The 13702-nt window shown below is 33.1% G+C and carries 9 protein-coding genes and 2 pseudogenes; all 11 read left to right on the top strand.

The features are described from left to right. Positions 1-18: 18 nt before the first annotated feature. On the top strand, positions 19-789 hold the full coding sequence (locus AB1471_RS10820; RefSeq protein ID WP_367779780.1) for a tyrosine-protein phosphatase: 771 nt from the start codon (positions 19-21) through the stop codon (positions 787-789). A gap of 415 nt (positions 790-1204) precedes the next feature. Then, the gene (locus AB1471_RS10815; RefSeq protein ID WP_367779779.1) at positions 1205-3319 is read left to right on the top strand and encodes a bifunctional glycosyltransferase/CDP-glycerol:glycerophosphate glycerophosphotransferase; all 2115 of its coding nucleotides are present in this window, start codon (positions 1205-1207) and stop codon (positions 3317-3319) included. Positions 3320-3849: 530 nt separating this feature from the next. Beyond that, complete coding sequence (gene tagD / locus AB1471_RS10810; RefSeq protein ID WP_367779778.1) at positions 3850-4257, top strand: glycerol-3-phosphate cytidylyltransferase; 408 nt, start codon at positions 3850-3852, stop codon at positions 4255-4257. Further along, complete coding sequence (locus AB1471_RS10805; protein ID WP_367779777.1) at positions 4254-5426, top strand: CDP-glycerol glycerophosphotransferase family protein; 1173 nt, start codon at positions 4254-4256, stop codon at positions 5424-5426. Before tagD (AB1471_RS10810) ends, AB1471_RS10805 begins: the two co-directional genes overlap by 4 nt. An 859-nt stretch (positions 5427-6285) precedes the next feature. Continuing rightward, positions 6286-6675 (top strand): glycerol-3-phosphate cytidylyltransferase, encoded by a 390-nt coding sequence (gene tagD / locus AB1471_RS10800; RefSeq protein WP_367779776.1) that lies wholly within the window; start codon positions 6286-6288, stop codon positions 6673-6675. 286 nt (positions 6676-6961) lie between these two features. Next, positions 6962-8152 (top strand): annotated as a pseudogene (locus AB1471_RS10795) (CDP-glycerol glycerophosphotransferase family protein); the annotation flags it as partial. A gap of 658 nt (positions 8153-8810) precedes the next feature. Next, entirely contained in the window at positions 8811-9614 is an 804-nt protein-coding gene (locus AB1471_RS10790; RefSeq protein WP_367779775.1) for an ABC transporter permease, read from the top strand. Positions 9615-9631: 17 nt separating this feature from the next. Next, positions 9632-10414, top strand: a pseudogene (gene tagH / locus AB1471_RS10785) (teichoic acids export ABC transporter ATP-binding subunit TagH); the annotation flags it as partial. 132 nt (positions 10415-10546) lie between these two features. After that, a complete protein-coding gene (locus tag AB1471_RS10780; protein ID WP_367779774.1) occupies positions 10547-11173 on the top strand; it encodes a hypothetical protein in 627 nt (208 codons plus the stop codon). Between the two features lie 224 nt (positions 11174-11397). Further along, positions 11398-12135 carry a WecB/TagA/CpsF family glycosyltransferase gene (locus AB1471_RS10775; RefSeq protein ID WP_367779773.1) on the top strand — a complete coding sequence of 246 codons (738 nt, stop codon included), beginning with the start codon at positions 11398-11400 and terminating at the stop codon, positions 12133-12135. Next, entirely contained in the window at positions 12132-13685 is a 1554-nt protein-coding gene (locus AB1471_RS10770) for a putative polysaccharide biosynthesis protein (RefSeq protein ID WP_367779772.1), read from the top strand. Before AB1471_RS10775 ends, AB1471_RS10770 begins: the two co-directional genes overlap by 4 nt. Positions 13686-13702: the final 17 nt, after the last annotated feature.

The following is a 13702-nucleotide window of genomic DNA, read 5'->3' as shown; positions in this document are numbered from 1 at the left end:
AAACGGAGCTGACCTTGTATGATTGATATTCATTGCCATATACTAGCGGGTATTGATGACGGTCCACAGCAACAATCCGATACACTTGATATGCTCGAGAAAGCGATAGAGGATGGGATTACAGATATCATTGCAACTCCACATCATCGAAATCGAAAGTATATTAATGATAAAGTAGATGTTCTTTCTTATGTAGGTGAATTAAATTCCATCATTCTTGAAAGGGAATTACCAATAAAGATTCATCCTGGTCAAGAAGTGCGCATCTATGGAGAAATTGTGGAGGACTTTCAAAACGATGAAATACTTTGTCTAGCGGGAACGACTAACTATGTATTGGTCGAACTACCATCAAGTCAGGTCCCTGCTTATACTGAACGCGTTGTGTATGAAATGCTAGTAGATGGGCTTGTTCCGATCATTGCTCATCCAGAACGAAATTCATCTATTATGGAGAATCCAGACAAATTGTTCCGCCTTATCAATCAAGGAGCACTTTCACAGGTAACTGCTGCTAGCGTAGCGGGTGACTTTGGAAAGAAAGTTCAAAAATTTTCGATAGAGCTATTAGAACACCAGTTATCTCATTTTGTTGCATCAGACGCTCATGATATTAACCATCGAGGTTTTGCCATGAAACGAGCATTAAAGGTATTAAATTCTACCTACAATCACGATTTGCAAGTGATTGAAAACGCTGCGAACCTTTTAAATGGGAAACCATTGAACCTGAATCCACCTATTGAGATTAAGCCAAAAGGGTTTTGGTCGAAGATTTTGAGTAGGTGAAATTTTTTTGAGTTATATGAGATACCCCCAAGCCTGCAAGCTTTGGGGGTATTTTTATTTAAAAAATTGCCATTTGGGTTTACGGTAGGTGAAAACGAATACTTTACATGAAAAGCCGTGAATTACTTCAGATACAAAAACAAAATTTTCATAACGATATCGTGAATATACGTATCATTATGGAGTGGTTTATCGCTATATTTATCGTTTTACATGGAAAAGTGGGTATGATATCCTTTGTGACAGCTGAATATTTATAAAAGTTGGCTTCTTGACTAGAAAGTGATTCCAGCATAGGATCCATATCAAACGAACATTTTGTAAGATGTTTAAATTCAAATTATTTAATAGCACAAAACTTAACTTCTTTATGTCAAAAATATAGACTCAATATAATATTAAAAGGTGTGGAATTGTGAAAAAAATATCAGTTATTATTCCTGTCTACAATACAGAAATATATTTAAAAAATAGTATCAATTCTTTAATTAATCAAACTTATTCAAACTGGGAAGCCGTTGTAATCAATGATGGATCAACAGATGACAGTTTATCTATTATTAGAGAATACGAAAAACAAGATAAGCGTATTAAATGCATTGACCTAAAAGGAAATTTTGGTGTTGCATATGCTCGAAATATTGGGTTAGATTCCGCTACTGGAGACTATATTTATTTCTTAGATAGCGATGATACATTGGACCAATGCGCCCTAAAACTTCTTATCAGCAATATTGAACATCATGATGTTATTTTTGGTGTTTTTAACCAAAAAAGAGAAACGGTTAATTTAACATTACCGGTTGAACATAGTATAAATTATACTGACTCTGACCTTATGTTTCAAAATGAATCAGTTTTAAATAAACTTTTTAAACGTGAGTTGATTGAAAAGTTTAACTTAAGATTTAATGAAAAATATCAAATTTATAGCGATTTAACTTTTTTATTACCTCTTCTAGAACACCTGAAATCTGTTCCATCTATCACTGGATGGATGTATAAAAAACAATGGCGAATAGATCCCGATTCTCCAAAGTCTTTATCTCAAAGTGATGATGTTGTTAAAGTTAGAGAATACGTTGTACGCTTTAACGATTTATCAGTAAATTTTATAGAAAATCCTATAATATTAAAATTTATTTGCAAACAATTCGCATCTTATTATGATAATTATCTTCTCTCCATTCTTGAACAAGAAAATATTCGCGAACAAGTAATAGCCGAATTATCAACCGTTGTAAAATTTATAGATACTCATTCAGTCTCTATAAGAGGAAACTACCTTATAAAAAAAGAACTTAAAGCCATTAAGAATAAAAATGGAAAACAGTTAAGTATACTTCTTAAGTTACATAAATTTTTGAGGATTGCAAGACATTCACTAAAAGGCCGTCAAAAAGCATATCAAACGTTATACAAACATGTTTTAACAAAGTTACCAATGCAGAAAAAAACAATTGTATTTGAAAGTTTTTTAGGGAAAAATTACTCAGATAGTCCTAAAAATATATACGAATACCTTGTAAAGGAAAAAAAAGATTTTAAATACATCTGGATTTTCGGGCAGCCTGGTAAAAATATTCCAGGTGACGCTAAACAAGTGAAACGGTTTTCATTTGCCTATTATTATTATATGGCTCGCGCAAAATATTGGGTATCCAACTCCCGTATTCCCAAAGTATTAAATAAGCGAGAAGGAAACGTCTATCTACAAACTTGGCACGGAACTCCATTAAAACGATTAGTATTTGACATGAATGAAATTCATTCCGCAAATCCTAATTATAAATCAGATTTTTATATGCAGTCTCGACGCTGGGACTACTTAATTTCTGCTAATTCGTATTCTAGTGAGATTTTTAGTCGAGCGTTTAAATTTGAAAAGCATATGTTTGAATATGGCTATCCCCGAAACGATATTTTACATAGCCCTAACAAACAGCTATTAATGGAGAAATATAAGAAACAATTAAATATACCTTTAGACAAAAAGGTTATCTTATATGCACCAACGTGGAGAGATGATGAATTTTATAAACCCGGTCAATATAAGTTTACATTGCGTTTTGATTTAGAACGACTACAAAGAGAGTTAGGCGATGAATATGTGGTGCTTCTTCGTACCCATTACTTTATCGCAGATCAGCTTGATACAGAAGGATACGAAGGATTTGTTTTTAACGTTTCTAAATATGATGATATTGCTGAACTGTATTTAATTTCGGATATGCTTATTACCGACTACTCATCTGTATTCTTTGACTTTGCAAACTTAAAACGTCCAATCTTGTTCTTCACTTATGATTTAGAAAAATATCGCGATACTTTACGTGGTTTCTACATCGATATGGAATCAGAACTTCCGGGGCCATTAGTTTTTACAAATGATGAAATTATTTATTCCATTAAAAACATCAATAAAGTGCAGGAACAATATAAAGAGAAATATGACGAATTTTATGAACGTTTCTGTAATTGGGAACAAGGAATTGCCTCAAAAAGAATTGCTGATACAGTATTCAAATGAAGAAAAAAGCTATTTTGTTTACAGTCGGAGTCACGTATAATAATTACGTGACTCTTTTTCATTTTCAGATTAATAATCTCTTAGACAAATCTTATTCAATTTACTGTAATACTGTTTTCAAACTCAAAAAACGCAGTATGCTCTCAACTATTTACAGGAATAATCGCCTGGGCTTTGATGAAATGGACGTTGATCAAGTGAAGAAAAAAGTGGCTGGCTCCTTGTCGTTCCAGTCTTTTTTGTTGATATTTCTTGAATTAAACCCACCCGTTAGCGTGGGAAAATGAACGATCTGAAATCTTTTATCGTCTATTTGGTTAATCAATAGACGTGAAATTTGTAGTGGTTAATATTGTGTAGATCCAGGAAAAAATAGGATAGTAACTATTTCTACCTTGGAACGTCTAAAGTATATACGGGCATATTAAGTTTACAGTCTATTTTATTAATGAACTTTAATATAAGTTCTTGTAAATAATAGTCAAAGGCAACGTTGCGAAGCTATTAAAAAAGTCAATGAGGTGAACAATATGAAGAAGACTACAACTGTCCTCACATATGGCACATATGATTTACTACATTGGGGACATATCAATTTGCTTAAAAGAGCAAAAGACTTAGGTGATGAACTAATTGTCGCTCTTTCTACGGATGAGTTTAATCAGCTTAAGCATAAGGAAGCTTATCATTCATATGAAAATCGTAAATTCATACTTGAATCGATTCAATATGTGGATAAAGTAATACCGGAAAACAAGTGGGAACAAAAGGTTGAAGATGTTATAAAAAATGATGTTGATATTTTTGTAATGGGTGATGACTGGAAAGGTGAATTTGATTTCCTTAAAGAATATTGTGAAGTTGTGTATTTAGATCGAACGAATGGCGTTTCAACCACTATGATTAAAAAAGATTTGCTGATTGGGACAAACGCATGATTAACGATGTCATAAAGACGATTTATTTGTTTGTATTTAAGTTTGTATTCACAGTATATAACTTCTTGCCCTTACAAAGAAAGATTGTTATGTATGTAACCTTCAGACAAAATGCGTATTATATTACAAAAGAATTGCAAAAACGCAATGATAGCATGCAAGTAATTTTAATATGTAATAAGGCATCTTTTAAAAGGTTACAACACTTTAAAGATAACAGAATCCAATTAATTTCATTGGAGGATAAGCGTCAATTTTTCAAGAGAATCTACCACTTAGCTACATCAAAAATTGTCATTGTGGACAATTATTTTCCGTTTTTAGCTGTAACAAATTTTAACGAAAAGGCTGAATGCATACAAATATGGCATGCTGCTGGTGCGATTAAAAGCTTTGGCTTAGAAGCAAATAACACATTTACTCGCTCAAAAAATTCAATTAAGAGATTTCACCATGTGTATAGGCGGTTTGACAAGATTTTAGTAGGGTCTGATGAAATGGCATCCGTCTTCAAAAGAGCGTTTGGTTTAAAGAAGGATGTTTTCTTAAGAACGGGGATACCAAGAACGGATTTGTTTTATTCAGCAGTTGAAAAAGAGGAAATTCGTGCATCTTTTTTTCGAAAGTATCCTCAATCTATAGATAAAAAAATCATTTTATATGCTCCAACATTCAGAGATCATAGTGACCATAAAATTAACTTAGATATTCCCTTTATACAAAGAGAATTAGGGGATGAGTATCTTTTTATTATTAAATGTCACCCTGTAACTAAACAATCAGTTATCTTACCTGATCAGTCAAACAATTCATTTTTGGTGATTGATGGAACATATGATGTTAATGAGCTTTTACAGGTTGCTGATACGCTTATAACTGATTATTCTTCTATACCATTCGAGTATTGTCTATTGGAAAAACCTATGATTTTCTTTGCGTATGATCTAGATGAATATAAAAAGGAACGCGGTATTTGGACAAATTATGAAGAACTAGTACCTGGTCCTGTGGTAGTTGATACAGAGTCACTAATTATAAAAATTAAAGAGATTGAACATACCTATAGTTCAGATCGTATCAATCAATTTAGTGAGACCTGGAACAAATATTCCAAAGGTAAATCTGCTGAAAACTTTGTTAATTACTTGATGAAGAAATTGAGATATTAGCGGGCAAATATGGTAATGAAGAGAAAAAGTAAATAAAAAGGACTGTTCTCAATATTAACCTAAGTATGGAAAACTCTACTCCGTCTGTTAGTTGTGAAGTAACAGACGGTCCGAAAAAATTGATAACAAATAATAAAATAATAGTATTTTCATAGTAGTTGAGGATATCTAGTTCAAAAATCTGAAAGGTTCAAGCATGTAATTAACGAAGTAACTACAAAAACTACAATTTAGAAAAATACTAAATAACAATATACTTAGTATTGGTCTGAAAATGCACTGTGCTCTCTTAAAAATGTCCATGAAAGCTTATTTTTACGGTGTTATGATGGTAGAAGTTTCTGTGCTTGCCTGATTTTCCAATAGGTTCAAAGTGAAGTTTGAATTGAAATTTTATGTTAAAAGTATTATAATGAGTGGGTATATTTTTTAGAATACCAAGAAACAGTAGTCTTTAACTGTACCATTCAAAAGTAAAGGTATCTTAAACAGATTGTAATGTGCTCTAGAATGATGACCCTACTGTTTCTAAACTAGTAGAATTGGTGGGGGATCAGTATGTTATTACCAATTGAAGATATCGAAACACCTTTCATATTGCGGACCCATGGTTGCCATGAATTATTAATTCTGGAAACTTGGATTTTGCGTTCAAATAAAAAGAAATGAGTAACCGTTTGGAGCCATACTTCGCTCGCTACCGAACTCATTTCCCTGTCCGGTGTTAAGATTATAGAAAAAGAGAAAACACCTTTTTCTATAAAATTCATTCTTAATGGCGAAGAGCCTGTAAAGTTTGGATAAACAAAACTGGGTAGTATCTAAACACTAGATCTATCTGCAAAGGAGAGAATCTGATATGAAAAAAATATTAACTTACGGAACCTTTGATCTATTACATTGGGGACATATTAATCTTTTAAAACGAGCGAAAGAATTAGGAGACTACGTTGTAGTTGCAATTTCAACTGATGAATTTAATGCCATAAAAAATAAAAAAGCCTATCATAGCTTTGATAATAGAAAAATGATCTTGGAGGCTATTCGATATGTTGATGAGGTCATCCCTGAAAATACATGGGAACAAAAAATACAGGATGTTCAAAAGCATGATATAGATGTTTTTGTTATGGGTGATGATTGGAAAGGTGAGTTTGACTTTCTTAAAGACTATTGTGAAGTAGTTTATTTACCCCGTACCATTGGAATTTCTACAACTCAAATTAAAAAAGATTTATTGACAGTATAAAATGGATAGAGAACTAATTGTTGAAGTGTATCTATTTCCTTTAGATTATCTTCAACTTTTTTAAAAGGTTTCTTTTATTCGGTTTAAACTTAGAGATTTTTTTGAGGAGTTCAGCAAGATATTTCTTGTTCCTGTAGTGTGTGACGCGAGATTATCCGCCATATTAAACAAGGGCATTTTTAATATGGGGAAAACCATAGAGGGAGACCGCAGCATGGATTTAAAACCAATATTAAATAGATCCCTTAAAAATTCTATATTAGGTGTCCAATCTATACGTGAGTTAAAGAAATTCCTTCTTAAACTTAAGCGTCATAAAGTGACTCAAGCGCTCTATAAAAATGCTTTTAGTATAATAGGATTATTTCCATCAAACAAAAAACTAATTATGTTTGAAAGCTTCTTAGGAAAACAATACAGCTGTAATCCGAGGGCCATTTATGAATATTTAAAAGAAAACAATCCCGAGTATAAAATGTATTGGAGTGTAGATAGGAAGTATTCGCACAACTTTGAGGATGAGGATATTGACGTTGTAAATAGGTTCTCAGGTAAATGGCTGTTTTTAACCGCTAGGGCAAAATACTGGGTAACCAATAGCCGTATGCCGCTGTGGATACCAAAACCTAAAAATACTATTTATTTACAAACATGGCATGGTACACCACTTAAGAAACTAGCTGCTGACATGGATGAGGTTTTTATGCCGGGAACAACTACGGAAGAGTATAAAAGAGAGTTCCATAAAGAATCTAGGAATTGGGATTTTCTTGTGTCACCTAATAAATACTCATCTGAAATTTTTAGCAGTGCTTTTCAATTTGATAAAAAAATGATTGAATCAGGGTATCCTAGAAATGACTACCTTTATAATTGTAATGACAAAGAAACGGTTGAAAAACTGAAAAGTCGACTTAGGATTCCTTCACATAAAAAGGTTATCCTTTATGCCCCAACTTGGAGAGATGATCAATTTTATGGTGTGGGGAAGTATAAATTTGACCTGGACCTTGATCTGAACCTGTTGAAACAACAATTAGGCGAATCATATGTGGTTATTTTAAGAATGCACTATTTAGTTGCAGAGAACCTTGACCTGACAGCTTATGAAGGGTTCGCATTTGATTTCTCAAATCACGAGGATATTCGTGAATTATATCTTGCTTCGGACTTATTAATCACAGATTATTCATCTGTTTTCTTTGATTATGCGAATTTAAAACGTCCTATGATTTTTTATGTTTACGATATTGAAAACTATCGTGATAAGCTGAGAGGGTTTTATATTGATTTTGAGAAAAGTGCACCGGGACCATTGGTTAGAACAACTGAACAGGTTCTTGATGAGATACAGATCTTGGAGGAGAATAACTTCAAACTGCCAAGTTCTTTTACTGATTTTCACAAAAAGTTTTGCTACTTGGAATCAGGAGAATCTTCTCGTCGGGTAGTGGAAAAGGTTTTTAAGAAATATTAGATAAGAAACGATATCGAATGCTTTAAGAATCTCTTTGAAGCATTCTTATTTTTTGATGATTATGTCATGTGTGTGATGGGGATACATTTGCATTCGATATTTGTATACATTTGTAAATTGCTCTATTAAATTCAGTACTTAGTGAAACCGCACCGCTTTAGGGATAAGTGAGAATTTTCGGTGTCTGATCGTTTGTAATTTTCCATGATAGCTGACTGAATCCAGGTTTCTACTCGCACAATATTCTCATCAGAGTGAGTGTAAATCAGTTGTCCTTTTCTTGATAAATCAGAGAATGATTTAAACGAGCGTGCGGGTGTGGTAGAATGAGCCTAAGTCTTAGTTAAAACCTTACCTGTAATTAATGGCTTTTGACAACAGTAATAATATACGGTTTCCTATGACTATTCTATTTTATTGTGTTGCATTTGATTTTACAATTAACCATTTGTATACTTTGTTTAAGGTATTTCTGAACTCATGACAGAGTGTAGATTGTAAATGGCCATGATTTATATAAAAGCCTATAGATGTAAGAAGAAAGTGTTTTATTATGATAAATATTGCGCTTGGGAAAATGGAAAGGCTACTGAACGAGCAGTAAATGAAGTTTTTTTCACTCGTTCACCTTCCAAACGTTAGTGATAGGATGGGACCAATGAAAGCAATAATAAAAGTAATGAAAGAGCAAGTGAACAGTTTTTATTTGATACAAAGGCTTGCTCTATATGACATAAAAAGTACGAATAAGAACAGTTATTTAGGATTAGCTTGGGAGTTAATTACTCCAGCAATTCAATTGGCTGTTTATTGGTTTGTTTTTGGCTATATTATGAAGAGAGCCGATGTTAATGGTGTGCCCTTTTTTCATTGGTTGCTTGCGGGTATGATCCTTTGGTTTTTTGTTAATCCGGCACTTCTTCATGGGTCAAAATCTATTTATACTCGACTAAGAATGATTGCTAAAATGAGCTTCCCGACTAGTGCTATACCTAGTTATGTTTTACTTTCTAAGCTATATCCACATTTTTTCTTGTTAGGAATAGCGATATGCATTTTTCAGTTGACTGGATCTCCAATATCTATTTATTACCTACAGCTTCCTTATTTTTTATTTGCAACGGTCATGTTAGTTTTTTCGATTAATTTAATTACCTCAACACTCTCGACAATTATTCGAGATGTTCAAATGATCGTTCAATCCATTTTAAAAATGCTTATTTACTTATCACCGATTCTTTGGATATCTTTCGACTCACCAGTATTTGTTCAAACGATAATGAAAATTAACCCATTATATTATCTAATTGAAGGTTATAGGGCTGCATTTTTTAATCATAATTGGTATTTTATTGAACAGTGGGAGTATACGCTTTATTTTTGGACATTAATTTTTATTCTTTTATGGGTAGGTTCGATTTTGCATTTGAAATTTAGAGATCATTTAATCGACTACTTATAAAATAGGGTGTGGAAAAAATGGAGAAATCAGTAATTGTAAAAAATGTTGCAAAACGATATAAGCTCTACAGTAAACAATCTGAAAAAATTCTTGATCTAGTATTACCAAAAAGTTTTGGTGAAGAATTTTATGCACTTAGAGGATTAAGTTTCGAAGCTGAAAAAGGTGATGTCATCGGTTTTATTGGAGTAAATGGATCGGGCAAATCGACTCTTTCCAATATCATCGCAGGGATTGTACCACCAACATATGGTGAAGTAGAAGTGCAGGGACAGACAGCACTCATTGCCGTCCAATCGGGTTTAAATAATAATTTATCTGGACGAGAAAATATAGAATTAAAATGTTTGATGCTTGGCTTTACGAGAAATCAAATTAAAGAACTTGAGCCAGAAATCATTGATTTTGCAGACTTGGGAAAATTTATTGATCAGCCTGTAAAAAGTTATTCCAGCGGCATGAAATCTCGTCTCGGTTTTGCCATATCAGTGACAATCAATCCAGATGTTTTAGTCATTGATGAGGCACTATCAGTGGGGGATAAAGCGTTCGCTGAAAAATGCTTAGACAAAATGAATGAATTTAAGGAGAAAGGAAAAACGATATTCTTTATTAGTCATTCAGTGGGTCAAATGAAACAATTCTGTGAAAAGGCTTTATGGCTTGAGTTCGGAAAAGTAAAGGAATATGGTAAAATTGAAGAAGTAATGCCTAAATATGAATCTTTTTTAAAAGAATATAAAGCAATGTCTAAAAAGGAACAAAAAGATTTTAGGGAAAAAGGCGCAGAACTTCAAAGCAACTTTTCACATGAGTCAATATAATGTAGGTTTGTCGCTATATTACCCTTTTAGGTAATATAGCGATTTTTTTTTGAGTAAAACCTATTTTAGACGTTATATGTTATATAATCATTGTAATGAAATCTTTATTTGTGGGTGATGAAGATGTTTTTCTTATCAAGAGACAAAAAATCAAATGAAGGACGAAATGTAAGTAGAGACATTCAAAATAAGAAAGAAATAGCTAAAGAAGAAGTATTATTAATGCTCGATTACATTTCAAACGATTATACGTATGAATCTGTTATAAAATCACTGACTTCTTCAGTAGAACGAAAAAAATTTATTTATCATACATATAAGCTTTATAGAGAAGAATTATTATTAAGTGTAATCTATCAAAGAGAGTTAATCACACAACTAAAACTTATTCTCCATCGCTTATTAAAGTGGGAATCCTTCAAGGATGTTCAAGAACTAGAGAATACGATTAAAACAGTTAAGAATAACATTGGAAACCAAGTAGATACTTATTTAGATAAATATCATGATGAATATTTCGAGAAATACCTTACTACTGAACAGGGCATTAAAGGGCTTGAGAAGAAGTATTTAGAGAGAGCGACCTTTGTTTCATTTCTTTCAGATGTTTGTGTGTATGTGTATACGAATGATTGGCACTCTAATGAAGGTTTATCCGGAAAATGGTTGGTTGACGAGATAATTAGAGCTATAGAGAAGAAAGTAGATCAGTTATTGTATTTCCATGATTTTTAATACAAATGAACACTTCTGAGTACAACTGGAACATAAGAAATACCAGAAGCATTTGGGTATGGGAAGGTCTACTTGTAACGAGCATCGAAGGTCTTCCAATTGCAGAATAAGTAATATCACTTATAAAAGAGGGGGACTGTGAGAGGGTGGGAGGCACAGTGTCCTTTTTATATGGTATAGTATGAAAAAGATATTTTACCCTTAATGTAATGAGGAGAATAATGATGACATTAAAGTTTATTCCCATATTAGAAATTCCTTTTATAAAAACTACTAGGAAACAATTCGTTGAGATGCTTCAAAGTCATATAGACAAACAAGAGAAATCGTTTGTTGTAACTGCAAACCCAGAGATTGTAATGCACGCTCACCAAAGCGATGAATATAAAAAGTGTTTACATAAAGCCAATTATATAACGGCAGATGGAATAGGGATTGTGAAAGCAGCAAAAATAATAGGTAATCCCCTACCGGAAAGAGTTTGTGGATACGATATTATGATTGACTTATTTCATGTATCCAATAAGAAAAACTATAGCATATACTTGCTAGGAGCATCTCAACGAGTTTTACAAGATACAGTAGAGGTGGTAAAGAAAAAGTATCCAGGAATCAACGTCGCCGGGCATCAAAATGGTTTCTTCGATTGGAAGGATCCAAGTGTAGTGCAGAACATAAAAAAAACTCAACCAGATTTGGTATTTGTAGCACTTGGCTTTCCGCGACAGGAGCAATGGATAAGTAATCATCTTGATCATTTTGATAAAGGCATTTTTATCGGAGTGGGTGGAAGTTTTGATGTTTTTTCAGGAAATGTTAATAGAGCACCTGAAATTTGGCGAAAATTAAATGTAGAATGGTTTTATCGACTTGTAAAACAGCCTTCAAGGTGGAGAAGGATGTTAGTTCTGCCGAAATTTGCAATGGTTATACTTTCACGAAAGGTACTTAAAAAATCATGAAAAACAAATTCATAATGAGTACCTTAATTCTATCTATGGCTGCTTTAGTGTCAAAGATATTGGGGAGCATGTTTAGAATACCTCTACAAAATATAGCAGGCGATGAAGTTCTCGGGATTTTTACGTTAGTTTATCCTGTGTATATGGTTGCTCTTACCTTATCCGTAGCGGGAATACCTATCTCGATTTCAAAGCTGATAGCAGAAGCAAGGGCAAAAGAAGACCCAGAGCAAATCAGGAATATTTTTTTAACATCCGGGATTTTGGCCACACTATTTGGTGTGTCTTTTTTTATTTTATTGTACTCATTTTCTGGTCAGGTCGCTGAAGTTCTTGGCGGACCATCTACACGCCTAGCACTTGTTGTCGTATCGTGCACGTTGCTAATTGCTCCATATATGGCCGTTTATAGGGGATTCTTTCAGGGGTATGGAATCATGACACCTACTGCGATATCACAAGTAATTGAACAGTTTGTGCGTGTTGGGATCATCCTCGTCATTGCTTTTTATATGGTTAATCATTTGTATAGTAATGAAGACGTGGCTGGAGGAATAATGATCGGTTCTTCCTTAGGTGCTGTTGCTTCATTGGTCTATTTAAGGATCTTGTATATGCGCTCGAATATTCGAGTGAAAGCAGCTTCTTCCTTTAATGCACAACAATTTGCTAACACGAGCAAATTGATACTCAGAATATCTATTCCAATCAGTATAGGTGCCATCACTATGGCTTTATTAAATTTAGTTGATTCAATTTCCATTCCTACAAGTTTAAAATCATTTGGAAATACACAAGATGACATTAACTATTTGTATGGTATATATGGGAGAGGATTAACATTAGTTCAAATTGTAACTGTATTTGCAACCTCGATTGTATTACCACTAGTTCCATCTATCTCTGCTAAATTGACACAAAATGACCACAAAGGGACCATAAAATTAATTGAAAACACCTATTTTCTTACAGATGTTATTTCCTGGCCAGCAGCTATAGGTTTAGTAGCGCTGACATATCCAATAAACTTTGCTCTTTTTACTAACTTAGAAGGCAGTAATGTATTAGCGATTATTTCTTTTAGTTCCTTATTCACATCACTTACAGTATTAGGAACAGGCATACTTCAAGGGATGAATAAAGCCAAGTTAGCTGCTTGGATCATTATAGGTGGAGTCTTGTCAAAACTATTCCTAAATATCATCCTGGTGAATGTATATGGGCTAATAGGGGCAGCCATTTCAACAGCGATTGTTTACCTACTGTTATTTATTATAAATACCTATTTCATATGGAAACACTCGAAATTTAATTATTTTTCAAAAAAAATAGCAACTGTTTTAGTATCTTCGATGATTATGGGAGTGTTAATTGGGTTCCCTAGCTTGGTAGTTAATGTCGAGGAGTTGTCTCGTACTGTTGCACTAATATATGTGGGAGCTTTAATTATTGGTGGTGTGATCATTTATTTCAGTTTACTTTTATTATGTAAGGTAATTGATAAGGATATAGTAAAACGAATTCCTTTTATTAATTTGTTATCAAAATAGCAGGTCCTAATATAAGT

This window comes from Jeotgalibacillus marinus (assembly GCF_040801915.1).
GTDB lineage: Bacteria > Bacillota > Bacilli > Bacillales > Jeotgalibacillaceae > Jeotgalibacillus > Jeotgalibacillus marinus.
Note: the sequence above shows the minus strand (reverse complement) of the source record. Positions and strands in the feature narration are given on the sequence as shown.